Origin of the sequence: Vibrio sp. 99-8-1 (genome assembly GCF_013114595.1) — a bacterium.
GTDB lineage: Bacteria > Pseudomonadota > Gammaproteobacteria > Enterobacterales > Vibrionaceae > Vibrio.
Map to the genome: position 1 here is coordinate 56,924 of NZ_VTXE01000007.1, position 16,770 is coordinate 73,693.

A 16,770-nucleotide genomic window follows, 5' to 3' on the forward strand; every position below is an offset into this window, starting at 1 on the left:
GTTAGATGCGGGTATTGTAGCGCTTTTTGGAGACAATTTTGGATAAGATTTTTGTAGATGAAGTGGTTTCAGAGTTATCAACACTTCAGGATATGCTTCGTTGGACTGTAAGTCGATTTAACGCAGCGGGTCTATTTTATGGACATGGCTCGGATAATTCATGGGATGAAGCCGTTCAATTGATCTTACCGACAATATATCTTCCTATCGATATACCCCCACACGTACTAAATTCTCGCCTTACCACATCTGAGCGCAGTCGCATTGTGACCAGAGTGGTTAAACGCATTAACGATAAAATTCCTACGGCATATTTGACCAACAAAGCGTGGTTTTGTGGGCTGGAATTTTATGTAGATGAACGCGTTTTGGTGCCTCGTTCACCAATAGGAGAGTTAATCGAAGCTCAATTTCAACCTTGGTTAGTTGACTCGCCATATCGCATTATGGATTTATGTACCGGAAGTGGATGCATAGCGATTGCTTGTGCTCACGCCTTTCCAGACGCGGAAGTCGATGCAATTGATATTTCTACTGATGCTTTAGAAGTGGCTGAACAAAATATTCAGAGCCACGGTATGGAACAGCAGGTATTTCCTATCCGTTCTGACCTTTTCCGAGATTTAGCCAAAGACGATAGCTACGATATTATCGTCTCTAATCCTCCTTATGTTGATCAGGAAGATATGGCTAGTCTGCCAGAGGAGTTCACTCACGAGCCAGAACTGGGTCTAGCGGCGGGAACGGATGGACTCAAGTTAGTTCGACGTATACTGGCTAACGCTCCTAATTATTTAGGTGAAAATGGCATCTTGATTTGTGAAGTCGGTAATTCTATGGTGCACATGATGGAACAGTACCCTGAAATACCGTTCACTTGGATCGAATTTGAAAACGGCGGTCATGGTGTATTCATGCTGACACGCCAGCAGCTAGTTGAATGTGCAGATCATTTTAGTCTTTATATCGACTAACATGGAACGGCAATTGTCATTGCTGAGTAAAACCCTCAAAAAGATCAGAAATATTCTGGTCTTTTTTTGTTTAGAAAGGGTTTACATCGTGCGCGGATAAAGCGAACATGAAAGCAATACCATTTTTTACTCACCCTCCGTGCTAAGGCGCTTTCTATAAAGCAGATGTAACTAAGCATGTTGCCAGAAGTTCAATGTGAATTGATGATATGTGAGTGATTAACGTTTAAAAACGCGAACAAGATAATGAGGATTTAATGGCTGGAAATAGTATTGGTCAGCACTTTACGGTAACCACATTCGGAGAGAGTCACGGTATTGCATTAGGTTGTATTGTGGATGGTTGTCCTCCAGGACTTGAGATTACTGAAGCTGATTTACAAAAGGATTTGGATCGCCGTCGTCCAGGGACGTCTCGTTATACTACTGCCCGAAGAGAACCGGATGAAGTGAAAATTTTATCTGGAGTATTTGAAGGCAAAACGACTGGTACCTCAATCGGGCTATTAATTGAGAACACTGATCAGCGTTCAAAGGATTATTCCGAAATTAAAGACAAGTTTCGTCCCGGTCATGCAGATTATACCTATCACCAAAAGTATGGGGTACGAGACTATCGAGGCGGAGGACGTTCTTCTGCTCGAGAAACTGCGATGCGTGTTGCAGCAGGCGCTATTGCTAAGAAGTACTTGCAACAAGAGTTTGGTATCGAAGTGAGAGCCTATCTTTCGCAGATGGGAGACGTCACTATCGATAAAGTCGATTGGGATGAGATCGAAAACAATGCCTTTTTCTCTCCTGATGCAGACAAAGTGGATGCGTTTGACCTGCTTATTAGAGAACTGAAAAAACAGGGCGATTCAATTGGTGCCAAAATTCAGGTTGTTGCAAGCAATGTACCTGTTGGATTAGGCGAACCTATCTTTGATCGCTTAGATGCTGATATCGCTCATGCATTGATGAGCATTAATGCTGTTAAAGGTGTGGAAATTGGTGACGGCTTTGAAGTGGTTGCGCAAAAAGGCAGTGAACATAGAGACCCACTAACGCCAACTGGTTTTAAATCTAATCATGCTGGAGGCATCTTAGGGGGTATTTCTACTGGGCAAGATATTGTCGCAAGTATTGCTCTTAAGCCAACGTCCAGCATTACGGTTCCAGGTGAGACAATAACAAAAGCAGGAGAGGCCACTGAACTCATCACTAAGGGTCGCCATGATCCTTGTGTAGGTATTCGTGCAGTGCCAATTGCAGAAGCTATGTTAGCCATCGTCCTTATGGATCATTTACTTCGCCATCGTGGACAGAACTTTTCTGTTACTACTGAAACCCCAAAAATTTAGTAGTAGAGCCTGATGACGTGAGAGCAAGGAAGAGAGTTTGTCTTTCTTGCTCTTTGTTCTTCAGTGGCGCTAAGTTGTTGGCCTTGCTTGCTCTTTGAAGTAAGTAACTAGGCGAAGATGTCGTTTGCTTTTTCAAATGATCAACACATTTGTAGATATATTATGCAACATCACTATTCAGATTTAATCTCCATTTTTAATCAAACCTTTTTTGAACAGTTTAATACTCGTCTAATGCTAGGTGATGATGAGCCGATCTATTTACCAGCTGACGAGACAGTAAGTTATCACCGTATTCTATTTGCCCACGGTTATTACGCTTCTGCGCTACATGAAATAGCCCATTGGTGTGTAGCGGGGGCAGAAAGAAGAGAGCAACAAGATTATGGTTACTGGTATCAGCCAGATGGGCGAACAGAGGCAGTGCAGCGAGAATTTGAAGCGGTAGAAATCCTTCCTCAAGCTTATGAATGGATACTCTCTGTAAGTGCGGGCTTTTCATTTACGGTTAGTTGTGACAATCTGCATGGCGATTTTGAGCCAGATAGGTTGGCGTTTATGCAGCAAGTTTATAATCAAGTTGCCACGACATTATCATCAGGACTGCCACCAAGGTTATTAGCGTTGAGTAATGCATTACGACATTTTTACAGTATTGCTGAGCTTGATATTGACCAATTTGAAGTACGATAGAGAACACTATGATTTTACAATATGAAGAGAAAATATTAGAAAAAATTGATGCATCAGTTACGACAGCGTCAGATGATGAGTTATTTGCCGGTGGCTACTTGCGAGGGCATATATCTCTTGCGGTTGCAGACTGTGAAGCATTGGACATTGATGATATTGCTGTGTTGGAAGAGAAGATAGCAACTAGCTTAGAGCAAGCAAAGTCTGAGTTATCTCCTGCTGACCGCGTTATTGTCATGGCGTTATGGTATGAGCTAAAAAAAGCGATTTGAGCTTTTTAATAAATCATGTTGATGTTATCGCTAGATATAGAGCAATGATACTAACTTGTTATTTTTTCTCTAATAACTCGATTTGTCCTAAAGAAATTAGAATGTAACGACAGATTGAAAAGTTTGACATTGCTTCCATTTAAAAATTTGATCTGAGCGACAGAATAAATTTATTTGCTTGATAAAATGTTAGCCTAAATAACAAAAATCATTAGGTGCAGAAATGAATGGGTTTGACATGAAAACAGCGGTAGTTGTTTTTGTCTTTGTTGAATACATCAGTACCTATGTATTTGCTATAACTTGGTGGCAGAATAAAGGGCGTTTCTCTGGTTTAGGTTACTTTTTTGCGGGCTTCTTTCTTTTTTCCCTTGGTCTTTCGTTAGGGGTGTTTAGAGGCGAATTACCCATACTGTTAACGGTTATTGTCGCCAATATATTGATGTTTTTTAGCAATGTACTGTTTCTGTTTGGACTTAGTGCATTCTTGAAAATAAAGTTGTACAAAAGTATTTACTACGCCTACACCATTCTCTTTACCTTACTATACAGTTATTTCACTTTAATTGAGTACGATGTTTCTAGCCGCATTATTGTCTTTAGTAGCATGATACTGGTGACTTATTCTCATATGCTGTATCTGCTTTATATCAAGGTAAAAAGCGGAGATAGCAATTTTATTTATAGTCTTGGCGTTGCCATTGTATCCTTGGCGATTATCTCTTCTTGTCGGGCCTATTTTGCGTTTGTTGAAGGTTCCCCTACTGATTACTTCTCTATCTCATCCTACGAGACCATACTTGTTATGGCGACTATTGTGGCGATGACACTGTTTGTTTTTTCATTACAGTTAATGGTTAGTGGCCGTCTTTTTAGTATTACTGAAGAGCGGGCGGCATTACAAAAAGTGCTGCTAAAAGAGACGGAAAAATTAGCCACGACTGATAGTCTTACGAATCTATTTAATAGAAGAAAAATTGAGTCGATAGTTGAACAGGAGTTTAAAAAATCCGTTCAAAACCATCGCCAGTTTTCGGTTATTTTATGCGACTTAGACTATTTTAAAGCAACCAATGATAAGTATGGGCATGATGTGGGAGACCAAGCACTTATTGAGGTGGCTTCAATACTCACGGATCTTATTGGTCGATCAGGAGAGGTGGGAAGATGGGGAGGAGAAGAGTTTATGATTGTATTGCCCAAACTGTCACTCAAAGAAGCGTTGCAGGTGGCCAATAGCCTTCAATATTACCTCAGTAACTATCGTCCTAAATTTACGACAGAAAAAGAGATGCTAACGATGAGCTTTGGTGTTGCTGATAACAGTTTCAAACATCGAGATTATCAGGCTGTTGTAAAACAAGCCGATACCGCACTCTATTCTGCCAAAAATAATGGCCGGAATAGAGTGGAGTACTCCGCTGAATTAGTTAACTAATGTCATAGCTGGCGATAGTGCTAAAGTGAATGAGATGCATTGATAGGCTTTCCTTTTAGCAACCTTCTTATCCACATTTTCCCCGGATGAATCACCTCTAACATCTCATTTGGTAATGGCAGCGGGTCGTTACATATTTGGCTGGCTAACACTTCTGCCATTAATGGAGCGGAACATAACCCTCTGCCACCTAATGCAGCAAAACAGTATAGGTTAGGGTAACTGGCAACGTTAGATGCAGATGCTTTATTATTTTTTAAATCGGCGTACTCATTGGCTATTTTTTCTAAGTCGCAAACATTTCCAACATAGGGCAGGTGATCTCGTGTTACACTGCGTACGCCCTGACGAGAGAGATTGTCACTGACATCAACTTCCTTCGGCCATTGCTGTTTTGGTAAGCTACGGAGCAACTTATACCTGTTCTCTTGTTGTATCTCTGCGTCAAAATCTTGATCGACACAGTTTCGATCATGGCTTGCGCCGATACAGTGCAGTTGATCTCGTGGATTGGAAGGCGTCATATAACCGTTATAACAGAGTACCGTATTCAGCTTGGCTAAGTTTTTTGTGGTAGGTAAATGGGAAACTTGCCCCTTAACAGACGTTGCGGCAATAGATTGAGTCTGGTGGAAATGAGTGAACTGATGGCCATTGGCGATCACCACAGACTGATGTTTAAATGGCTGTTTTTCTGATGTTAATTGCCACAATTTATCGTTATCTAGATAATCTAGTTTATCTATTTTGCAGTTAAAGTGAACAGAAAGATTGTGTTCCGACTGAAGGTGTGTAAGTAAGTTCTGCGTCAGCTGTCTAGGCGCGAGCCAGCCACCAAGAGGGTAGCTGACACTCGGGCAGTCGATAGGTAGCCCAACAACTTTGCTAGATTGTTCTGCGGTCAGCTTATGTACAAGTTGTTCAGGAAAATGCCCCTCAAGCAGTTTGTTTAATTTGTTATCGGACTTTTCATCCCATAACAATTGAGTGACGCCACACCAATCATGATCAAAATAGATGGTTTTTGCTAGCTGTTCGACATATTGTCTCGCGTATAAGAAAGCCGGGGCAAATAAGCGTGATACACCGGTGTGAGAGCCGTTGAGTAATGGGTAAAGTGCTCCTTGTCGGTTTCCTGATGCATTGAGAGCCGCTTCTTCATCTTGGCAGTACAGGGTGACTTTTTTACCTCTTCGGCATAGCTTATCTGCTAATATAGCGCTGGCGATGCCGCCTCCTATAATAGCAATATCCTCAACATTATCTGTATCAGGTCTAGCAAACCAAGCTGGTATGTTACCCTTGAACTGTTTATCCGGAAGTGTCCCAGCAATCATCTCTCTTTTATGGCCAAACCCTTTAACTTTTTTCATTTCAAAGCCGGCATCAATTAAGCCTCGGCGGACAAAACCCGCAGCAGTGAAAGTTGCGCAGCTACTGCCAACTTTTGCCAGTTGAGCCATGCCATCAAACAGTGTTTGGCTCCACATGTCTGGATTTTTGCTTGGAGCGAACCCATCAAGAAACCAGCAGTCTACAATACCAGCATCGTTAACAGGGACACTGGGTAAAGTCTCTTTGATATCCCCAAACCAGAGATCAAGAGTTATCATACCCTTTGCCATGGCTATGCGATGGCATTCAGGAAGAGCGATTGGGTAATTTTGCTGCAACTCTTTGGCGTATGTTGCAAGCTCTGGCCAAGATTGGTGCGCCTTATATAAATCAGTCTTGTTTAAGGGGAATTTCTCAAAACTGATGAAATGTAGTTCTTTTAGTGGTGAATTTGGATATTCTGCTCGAAATTTTTCAAAGCACTGCCATACTGCAAGAAAGTTTAATCCAGTACCAAATCCAGTTTCGGCGATAACAAAGCGGCGTTGTTCATATGTTTGCCATCTTTCTGGTAGATTATTTTGCTGAAGAAAAACATATTTTGACTCTTCTAACCCATTAGTGTTGGAAAAATATACGTCGTCAAATTGTTCTGAAACAGGAGTTCCAGCATCATTCCAATCAAGATTGGCATTGGTAATTGTTGTCATCGTCTTGCCGAGTGTTGCTATACTCTTGCTACTTGAAGCTGCAGCAGTGTGACAGGTAACTGGAAACCTACCTGCAAGCCTAAGTAGTTTGGGTATATGTCGAATAATTGGTTTGAATTGTACGGCTTTATAGGAAAGCTGACCACTTTTGTGTTGTAACTTGGTTATTATCTTACTGACTTAATATTTATAGGAATATGAAATGAAACGCGCTGTCATCACTGGTATGGGAATTGTCTCTAGTATCGGTAATAACGTTGAAGAAGTATTGGTATCGTTAAAAGAAGGCAAATCAGGCATAAACGCATCTGAGCAATTTAAAGAGATGGGCTTACGTTCTCAAGTATGGGGTGACTTAAAAATCAACCCTGCAGAACATATTGACCGCAAAAAAATGCGTTTTATGGGTGATGCAGCCGCATATGCATATTTATCAATGGAGCAAGCGATCGAAGATGCAGGCTTGCCAGAAGATGTTGTGTCAAATGACCGTACCGGTATTGTGGTCGGTTCAGGTGGTGCATCTGCCATCAACCAACGTGTTGCGGTAGATACTCTTCGTGAAAAAGGCGTTCGTCGTGTTGGACCTTATATGGTTCCGCGTACCATGTCTTCAACAACATCAGCTTGCTTGGCGACACCGTTTAAGATTCGTGGTGTTAACTACTCTATGAGTTCTGCATGTGCAACCTCTGCTCACTGTATTGGTCACGCTGTGGAACTGATTCAACTAGGCAAACAAGACGTTATTTTTGCCGGTGGTGGTGAAGAGCTCGATTGGACTCAGACAATGATGTTCGATGCGATGGGCGCATTATCGACAAAATATAACGAGACGCCGGATATTGCTTCTCGTACATACGACGCCGATCGTGACGGTTTCGTTATTTCTGGTGGTGGCGGCATTGTCGTTATCGAAGAGCTCGAGCACGCATTAGCGCGTGGCGCAAAAATTTATGGTGAAGTCGTGGGTTATGGCGCAACATCTGACGGCTACGATATGACTGTTCCTTCAGGTGAAGGCGCGGTACGTTGTATGAACATTGCGATGCAAGATGTTGATAGCGTGGATTATGTGAATACTCACGGTACTTCAACACCTGTTGGTGATGGTAAAGAGTTAGAAGCGATTCAAGAAGTGTTTGGTGGCAACAGCCCAGCCATTTCTGCTACTAAAGCGATGACTGGTCACGCTCTAGGCGCTGCTGGTGTGCATGAGGCTATCTACTCAACCCTGATGCTAGACAACGGTTTTATCGCACCAAGTATCAATATTGTTAATCTTGATGAAGCGGCTCATGGTTTAGATATCGTGACAGAAAAACGCGATACTGAGCTTAAGACCGTTATGTCTAACAGCTTTGGCTTTGGTGGTACAAATGCCACTTTGGTCATAAAAAAATATGAAGCTTAATCCGTAAAGGAGAGCGAAAAGTTTCCAGAATCGATCAGTTTTACTGATCTACAGACGCAAACATGTTCCTTTGAGAGCGGAATATGTCCTTTTGTTCTGGAATTTGCCCGGCTACTTAGGTAGTCGGGCATTTTTATCTGCAGGTATAATGTGTACAATCGCCATTATTCAAACATAATTAACTCTTTTCTATGAAAATCCTTATTGATGAAGCCATGCCTTATGCTGAGGCGCTATTCAGCCAACTAGGTGAGGTCATTTGCAAACCTGGCCGCACCATTCAAGCCGAAGATCTACAAGATATTGATGCGTTAATGATTCGCTCAGTAACGAAAGTGAATGAGTCCTTATTAACTCATGCCAATAAACTAAAATTTGTAGGCACGGCAACCGCGGGAATGGACCACGTTGATCAAGCGTTATTGAAAGACAAAGGCATATTCTTTACGGCTGCTCCGGGCTGCAACAAAGTTGGTGTCGCAGAGTATGTAATAAGTGTCGTCATGATTCTGGCTCAGCAAAAGGGTTTCTCCATATTTGATAAAAAAGTGGGTATTGTCGGTGCCGGTCAAGTGGGCAGCTATTTGGCAAAGTGTCTTGAAGGTATTGGTATAGAGGTTCTGCTAAATGATCCGATTAAACAGTTAGAAGGGGATCCTCGTCAGTTTGTTTCGCTCGATGTTTTGCTTGATAGCGCTGACATTATTACCTTACATACCCCCATTACCAAAGAGGGGGATTATCCGACGCATCACCTTATTGACTCTGCGAGATTAGAGGCCATGCGTGGTGATCAAATACTGATAAATGCCGCTCGCGGTCCTGTGGTGGACAATGCAGCATTAAAGCAGAGGTTAATTAGAAGTGATGGCTTTAGTGCCTCGTTAGATGTATTTGAGTTTGAACCAAAAGTAGATTTAGAACTTCTGCCTTACTTGGATTTTGCAACACCGCATATTGCTGGCTATGGCCTTGAAGGTAAAGCGCGTGGGACAACCATGATCTACAATTATTACTGCCAGTTTATGGGTGAGTCACAAAGAGCGGATGCTAATTCTTTGCTTCCAACCGCCCCTATTCCTAAAGTGGAACTGGATAGAGCCTGGAATGAAGCGACACTGCAAAATTTAATTCAATTGATCTATGATGTGCGGCTTGATGACGCAATATTTCGTAGAGAAATAGGGAAAGAAGGTGCATTTGATCAAATGCGTAAAAACTATTGGGACAGAAGAGAGTATAGTGCAATTCAATTAACTGGAAGTGACGAGTGCAATCTCGCACCTTTAGCTAAATTAGGTTTTCAAATTGAGGGTAAAAAATGAGCCAAGAATTTAATGTCGCCGTATTTGGAGCTACTGGAGCTGTCGGTGAAACCATTGTTGAAATATTACAGGAAAGAAAGTTTCCAGTTGGCAATATTTACCTATTAGCAAGTGAGCGTAGTGAAGGTAAAACCTATCGTTTTAATGGCAAAACAATCAAGGTGGAAAATGTCGAGCACTTTGATTGGTCACAAGTTCATATTGCGCTTTTCTCCGCTGGTGGGGAACTGTCTGAGAAATGGGCTCCAGTTGCTGCGGATGAAGGTGTTGTGGTTATTGATAACACGTCACACTTCAGATATGACTACGATATCCCTCTCGTTGTGCCAGAAGTGAATCCGGAAGCGATAGCGGAGTTTCGTAACCGTAATATCATCGCTAACCCTAACTGTTCAACGATTCAGATGTTGGTTGCGCTAAAGCCTATTCATGATGAAGTGGGTATTGAACGTATAAACGTATCCACATATCAATCCGTCTCTGGGGCAGGTAAATCAGGAATTGATGAGCTTGCAGGTCAAACCGCCAAACTGTTAAATGGTGTGCCGGCAGAACCTGACGCGTTTAGCCAACAAATTGCATTTAACTGTATTCCACAAATAGATACTTTTATGGAAAATGGCTACACCAAAGAAGAGATGAAAATGGTGTGGGAAACCCAGAAGATTTTCAATGATCCTTCTATTATGGTGAACCCTACTTGCGTACGTGTGCCTGTTTTTTATGGCCACGCGGAATCTGTTCACGTAGAAACCCGTTCTCCTATCGACGCGAGTCATGTAGTACAACTGTTGGAACAAACGGAAGGGATTGAGGTTTTTCATGATGCAGAGTTTCCAACTCAAGTTGGTCACGCTGGCGGAAAAGACCACGTTATGGTGGGTCGAATTCGTAATGACATAAGTCACCATAGCGGCGTCAATTTATGGGTGGTAGCGGATAATGTGCGAAAAGGCGCAGCCACAAATGCGGTGCAAATTGCAGAACTGCTAATCCGCGATTATTTTTAATAACCGCATTTTCCAACAATATTAAAGAGTAAAGCTGGCTTTTATCTAAGGAGCCAGCTTTTATTTCACTCCTTTTGATAAAGTCGTCAATGTAGTTTCTGTAAGCATTCACGACAAAAACATGTGAATTTTTGTACAAAAATCAAATAAACAAGCGTTCCAACGCATTTTTTTCTCTAATATCTATAGTTTTCCCCTCGTTATCCGATATATTTACCAGATCAGTTATATTTTTTAGAACGCACAAAGACGAGCATTTATATGTCCCATTTTCTAAAGCGTCTTATTACGCCTTTAGCGTTACTTGCAACAGTACAAATTCATTCTGCATCGGCAGAAGGTATTCGACTTATCGGGCCTGATGGAAAAGTTCAATCATCACCTCAATATAATCAATCCATTATTCAAAACCGCTCGACTCAACAAAGTCAACCCGCCAACTATTATGGCCCAACGGGTCAAAATGAGACGCTTTGGTCTATTGCGACAAAGCTACGACCAAATACTCGTTTATCTGTTCAACAAACCTTGTTAGCAATATACAAGCTCAATCCTCAAGCTTTTGCTGATCAAAATATTCACGAATTAATTCCAGGCAGTCGTTTAAGAGTGCCATCACAAAGCCAAGTTCAGGCAGAGAATGTTAATGAGGCGATAAACCTTCTAAAAGTGCATCAAGATAGGTTAACCGACAACACCATAGCTGAGCCTATCCCAGAGCAGCCTGCCACCTCTGAAGTGAATTTGGTTCCAGTAAAACCACCTAAAGTGACGTCAGAGTTACTGGATAACAAAGCGCCGACCACAGAACCGACTACGGAAACAAAACCTACGGATAAGCCAGAGCCAACAGAAGCGGCTCAGCCAATGATGGCGGAAAAAGCAAAATCTGGCGTAGAAGTTAACAAACTAAAAGAGAAGTTAACGGAGTCCAACAGTGAGTTAAGTGCGCTGGAAGAGAAAAATCACAAGCTGCGCTTAATGTTGTCGGACGTGCAATCAGAAGTCGGCAACCTAAAAGATGAGCTTAGTGATGAGAACCGCATCCGTAATGAAGTAGAGAAACTACTAGAAGAAGAGCGGATTAAGAAAGCAGATATAGAGGCAATGAAGCCTAGTCAGCTGGACCTGTTGCTGGCAAATACTTGGTTTGTCGTGCTACTTGCGCTGATTCCCGGATTGTTGTTTGTTCTTATCGTCGTTCTTATATTAACTCGCCGAGGTGGAGCACCACAGGAAGCTGAGGAAGAGATGCCTGTGCAATCAGATGTGGTGACACTCCTTGATGACGACGATGATATCGACCTCGACTCTGATATTGATGAAGAGGTCTCCATTGATGATGACCTGTTTGGCGATGATTCAGATGAAAATATCTTTGATGTTGATGAAGATGAAGACGAGGAAGAAGAGTCGGATATCTTTGCCAGCTTAGACGATAGCGATCTTGACTTTAATTTAGATGATGGTGATGGCGAAGATCCATTTGCGAGTATCGCTGACAATGGTGATTTTGATGGTGATCAAGCTGACGATGAGTTAGAAGAGAGCGCTAACGGTATTAGTGTCGATGGCGATGAGAAAGCGCTGGGTCTAGAAGAAATGGAGCGGGCTCTAGATGACGATAACACCATTTTACCAGATGACATTGAGAATGAGTTTGACCTCTCTGATGACAGCGAAATGTCACAAGCAGAGCTTGATGAACTTCTCTCCTCTGATGATGAGACGGAAGTGTTGGATGGCGATTCCCTTGACCAAGATGATTTAGACAGCCTATTTAATAATCTTGGTGAAGACGCGGATGGTGATGTCGATAGCGATGAGGAAGAGTCACATGTTGACTTCGATTCCCTCCTATCAGAAGGCGAAGACTCAGACGATTTTGACTTATCTGATGATAATGCTGACGATCTTTCTACTGGCAGCCAAGACGATATTGATGATCTGTTTAACCAAAACAGTACCGAGCTGCTTGATGATATCTCTGAACAAGAGCCAGCAACGGAAGAGTTGGACAGTGATACGACCGATTTGCTAGATGAACTGCTTCAGGAAGAGATGGATAGCAGTAGTGACGAAGCAGGTCATGAAGTTGAAGCAGACAGTGATGGAGAACTGGCAGACAACAGTACCGATTTACTGGATGAACTTCTTGAAGATGAATTAATCGCTGATGACGAAGATGTCGCGGCACTAGCAGAAGATAGTACCGATTTATTAGATGAGTTTCTTGATGATGAGTTAACGAGTGACTCTGAAGAGCTAGATGAGTTAGCGGAACTATCAGAACAGAGCACAGAACTGTTAGATGAACTGCTTGGTGATGAGTTAACCAGTGATAGCGAACAACTGGATGAGTTAGCTGAACTGTCAGAAGAGAGCACTGAACTGTTAGATGAGCTGCTTGGTGATGACTTAACCAGTGATAGCGAACAACTGGATGAGTTAGCTGAACTGTCAGAAGAGAGCACTGAACTGTTAGATGAGCTGCTTGGTGATGACTTAACCAGTGATAGTGAACAACTGGATGAGGTAGCCGAGTTATCAGAAGAGAGCACCGAACTGTTAGATGAGTTGCTTAGTGACGATTTAACCGGTGATAGCGAACCGCTAGATGAAGTAGAAGAGCTCTCAGAAAATAGCACCGAGCTGTTAGATGAACTGCTTGGTGACGATTTAGTCGGTGATAGCGAGCAGTTAGATGAGGTAGCAGAGCTATCTGAAGATAGTACAGAATTGTTAGATGAATTGCTCAATGATGAAGTGGATTCATCAACTGCTGACGCAGCGATATTGGATGAGCTTTTAGATACAAGTGTGTCGGATAAAGAGACTGTGAGTGCAGATTCAGCTTCTGAATCTAATGATGTTCAGTCACTAGACACTGATAGCACTAGCGATGATGCAGAACTTGTTGATGACGGTTTTAATTTCTCTCCACAAATTGAAGGCTCTGAAAATGTCGAGCAGATAGAAACATTAGAAAATGTTGACGATTATCTCGCGGAATTAGATGAGCTTTCAGGAGACGTTCAAGCAAAGGAAGAAGGCGCGACAGTTGACGAGGTCGCAGAAGTAACAGCAGAACCCGAGACAGAGCAAAACCAAGCAGTGGCAAATGAGTTTGGTGTTCCTCAAGATGAAGATTGGATTTTTGATGATGAAGAGAGTCAAACTCCTGCAGAGCCAGAGCCAGAGCCAGAGCCAGAGCCAGCCGATTTAGAAGACGCTGCCGAGCGTGAGCTGGAACAGACAGAAAAGTTTGAAGAAGCCGAAACAACAGAAGCTGATGATTTGCAGGAAATGGAGAGTTCGCCTGATGAGCAATTAGAAGCGCCATTAGAAAGTGATGAACCTTCGCAACCAGAGTCCGCAGAAGCTGATGTTGATATCGATGAGTTAATTTCGGTTGACTCTGAAGAGAGTCCTGTTGAGGTTGATGAAACTCAGTTAGAGAGCGTTGAAGAGCCGACATCAGAGAGCGAGTTGCTTGATGAGTCGCTATTGCAAGAAGCAGCAGAATCTGTCGAACCTGTTGAGCAGGGTACAGCCGATGATTCAATGACGTCAGAAAGCATCGAGTCTGAGCTTGAGCAGCCAGAAGAGCTGGACATTACTGAGTTAAATGAAGCAGAGCTGTCTGACGTTGATGAGCAAGATGTAGATGCTAGCGAACGTGACGCGATTGAAAGTGACTTAGACAATGTTACTGAACCTGAACCTGAACCTGAACCTGAACCTGAACCTGAACCTGAGTTTGAAGCTGAAACAGTGGATGACTCTCAAGAGCAGCCATCTGAGCTGGACATATCCGGTGATGAAGTTGGAGACGAGACTAAAGAGCATGTGCCTGCTGATTCAATTGACGCGGAAGAAATTGAGTCTGAGCTGCAAGACGATCTAGGATCAGAACTACCTAATGAAGTTGAGTTGTTAGGTGAAGATGAGTTCGAAGCAAATGAACATACTGCTATTGAGAATGACTTAACGGACGACCTCATTGAAGATGTTGAGGCAGTAGATATCGAAGCAATAGATGTTGAAGCCTTAGATGTTGAAGAAATAGAAGCTGAGAGCGATGAACTTGAACAACCTCTAGAGCAGTCCGAAGAGTTAGATGAGCTGATTGAAACCGATTCACTAGATGAAGAGTTACCACCGCTATCTGAACCTGAAATGGATATCACCGATGATGAACTTGGTGAATATACCGAGGAGCAAGCCGTTGCAGACTCAATTGATGAAGATAGTATTGAGTCTGAGCTACAGCTACAGGAAGAGCCGGAATTAAGTGATAACGAACTTGATTCGATGGATCACGACTTGGATGAAGCTCTTCTTGATGCAGAACAAGTAGAAACTGAGATTGATGCATTTGATGAACCTCTAGAGCCGTCTATTGATGAATCGCTGCAACAGCTAGGTTCTGAGCAGTCGGTTGTAGAGCCTGAGATTGTAGAAGCTGACGTTGACGAGCCCGAAGTTGATGAAGCCGTAACCGAGAAATCAATCGCTCAAGAATCGTCATCAGAGATGGATTTAGAGCTAACCGATGATGAACTTGGTGAATTTACGGAACAACAGGCATTAGCTGACGCGTTTGACTCGGCCAGTATTGAATCAGAATCAGAGCGAACGAATGATCTTGATATCGATGAGCTAAGTGAACTAGAAGAATTCGATGAGTTAGGCGAGCTAGATACAAGTGCATTAGATATAAGTGAAACAGATGACAATCAATTTAATGAGCCTGCCGATGAGCTTTCTGAAGCTGAATTAGACCTTGAGCAGGAGCAACAGCTAGAGCAAGAAAATGAGCCAGCATTATCAGATGATGAACTTGGTGAATTTACGGAACAACAGGCATTAGCTGATGCGTTTGACTCGGCCAGTATTGAATCAGAATCAGAGCGAACGAATGATCTTGGTATCGATGAGCTAAGTGAACTAGAGGAATTAGATGAGTTAGGCGAGCTAGATACAAGTGCATTAGATATAAGTGAAACAGATGACAATCAACTTGACGGCCTTGCCGATGAGCTTTCTGAAGCTGAGTTCGAGGTTGAGCAAGATCCGTTACTTGAGCAAGAAAATGAGCCAGTATTATCAGACGATGAACTTGGTGAGTATACTGAAGAGCAAGCGTTAGCTGACCTTGAAAATGATGATATTGAATCAGAGATGGATCTGCCAGAAGCTGAACCATTGCAGCTTGAACAAGAGGTTGGCTTAAGTGTTGAAGAGCTTGGTGAGTATACCGAACAACAAGCGTTAGAAGATGCATTTGGCTCTGAAGATGCGTTTGTTTCTGAAGACACTTTGGCTTCCGAAGACCTAAGGCAAGAGACGGAATCCAATGGGTTGGCTGAAGAGTTGCCTAGTGAGCAAGAAAGTGATGATGTTACTCACGATACCATTCCTCATGATGAATCTCAGTCTATGGCTGAGCTACTTTCAGAGCAAAGTGCGCCCGTTACGGCAGTGCCGGAACAAGCGCTAGATAGCGAAACTATTGATAGCGCGGGCATGGATCTTGATGCAATGCTCGATGTTGGTGGAGAAGACTGGAACGGATTCAGTTTGTCAGCAGAGCAACAGGCAGACATATCCAATGACATTCCTGATGATCAAAAAGATATCTGGGGTGAGCACTCGAGTGAACCCACCATTGATGAAGAGGATTGGAGTGAGCAGCCTGATGTTGGGCATGAAGAGGATATCGCCGGCCAGTACATGAGTGTTGATGAGTTAATGGCGCAATCAGAGCTGGAAAGTGATGATGATATTGATCCAGATGAGGAAGAATTAAATCTAGATGTTGGCTTAAATGAGTTCCCTGATGTGATAGGAGAGATCAACCAACTGGATGTAGATTCAAACTCGGAAGCCGCCGGAAAACTCGATTTGGCTAAGATCTATATCGAAATGAATGATGAAGAGGGCGCTATTCGTCTATTAGAAGAAGCTATCGTTTATGGTGATGATGAAATTCGCCAGCAAGCGAAAGAATTAATAGACAAAGTGAAACATTAATAGCAGAACAGAAAACGGCACCGTAACCATAACCAATAAAGCTTATCCTTTGGGAGAGTATTTTGACGTTACTTAGGTACAACAGGTGTCGTTTTTTTGTTCAGCCACTGTTTAAAAATAGCCTTCCAAGTCTCAGAACTCTGTTTCTTACCAAAGATAATTGTTTAATTTATTGATATTTAACTTCTTTTTATTTGTTTCTTTCAGGCTTTTCTATCTT

General features: G+C 42.5%; 10 protein-coding genes. 9 read left to right on the forward strand and 1 reads right to left on the reverse strand.

Annotated features, from left to right (window positions below):
* Positions 1-38 precede the first annotated feature (38 nt).
* The 5 genes from prmB (at position 39) to F0227_RS05200 (ending at position 4,720) form a co-directional block, all read left to right on the forward strand.
* Positions 39-974: a 50S ribosomal protein L3 N(5)-glutamine methyltransferase gene (prmB, locus tag F0227_RS05180; RefSeq protein WP_171752117.1), complete on the forward strand. Its 936-nt coding sequence runs from the start codon at positions 39-41 to the stop codon at positions 972-974.
* Between the two features lie 257 nt (positions 975-1,231).
* Entirely contained in the window at positions 1,232-2,317 is a 1,086-nt protein-coding gene (gene aroC / locus F0227_RS05185; protein WP_171752118.1) for a chorismate synthase, read from the forward strand.
* 162 nt (positions 2,318-2,479) lie between these two features.
* The gene (locus F0227_RS05190) at positions 2,480-3,010 is read left to right on the forward strand and encodes an elongation factor P hydroxylase (RefSeq protein WP_171752119.1); all 531 of its coding nucleotides are present in this window, start codon (positions 2,480-2,482) and stop codon (positions 3,008-3,010) included.
* Positions 3,011-3,018: 8 nt separating this feature from the next.
* Positions 3,019-3,282: a YfcL family protein gene (locus tag F0227_RS05195; protein WP_171752120.1), complete on the forward strand. Its 264-nt coding sequence runs from the start codon at positions 3,019-3,021 to the stop codon at positions 3,280-3,282.
* 223 nt (positions 3,283-3,505) lie between these two features.
* Positions 3,506-4,720, forward strand: coding sequence for a GGDEF domain-containing protein (locus tag F0227_RS05200; protein ID WP_171752121.1), 1,215 nt, complete (start codon positions 3,506-3,508; stop codon positions 4,718-4,720).
* Positions 4,721-4,740: 20 nt separating this feature from the next.
* Here the strand turns inward: F0227_RS05200 and mnmC are convergent, their stop codons facing one another.
* Positions 4,741-6,765 carry a bifunctional tRNA (5-methylaminomethyl-2-thiouridine)(34)-methyltransferase MnmD/FAD-dependent 5-carboxymethylaminomethyl-2-thiouridine(34) oxidoreductase MnmC gene (gene mnmC / locus F0227_RS05205; RefSeq protein ID WP_171752122.1) on the reverse strand — a complete coding sequence of 675 codons (2,025 nt, stop codon included), beginning with the start codon at positions 6,763-6,765 and terminating at the stop codon, positions 4,741-4,743.
* A 202-nt stretch (positions 6,766-6,967) separates the two neighbouring features.
* Between mnmC and fabB the strand changes: the two genes are divergently transcribed.
* The 4 genes from fabB to F0227_RS05225 all read left to right on the forward strand — a co-directional run bounded on the left by fabB (position 6,968) and on the right by F0227_RS05225 (position 16,550).
* Positions 6,968-8,179: a beta-ketoacyl-ACP synthase I gene (gene fabB / locus F0227_RS05210; RefSeq protein WP_171752123.1), complete on the forward strand. Its 1,212-nt coding sequence runs from the start codon at positions 6,968-6,970 to the stop codon at positions 8,177-8,179.
* Positions 8,180-8,370: 191 nt separating this feature from the next.
* The gene (locus tag F0227_RS05215; protein WP_171752124.1) at positions 8,371-9,504 is read left to right on the forward strand and encodes a 4-phosphoerythronate dehydrogenase; all 1,134 of its coding nucleotides are present in this window, start codon (positions 8,371-8,373) and stop codon (positions 9,502-9,504) included.
* Complete coding sequence (locus F0227_RS05220; RefSeq protein ID WP_171752125.1) at positions 9,501-10,514, forward strand: aspartate-semialdehyde dehydrogenase; 1,014 nt, start codon at positions 9,501-9,503, stop codon at positions 10,512-10,514. The genes F0227_RS05215 and F0227_RS05220 overlap by 4 nt, the downstream gene beginning before the upstream one ends.
* A 261-nt stretch (positions 10,515-10,775) precedes the next feature.
* Positions 10,776-16,550, forward strand: coding sequence for a FimV/HubP family polar landmark protein (locus F0227_RS05225; protein ID WP_171752126.1), 5,775 nt, complete (start codon positions 10,776-10,778; stop codon positions 16,548-16,550).
* Positions 16,551-16,770 lie beyond the last annotated feature (220 nt).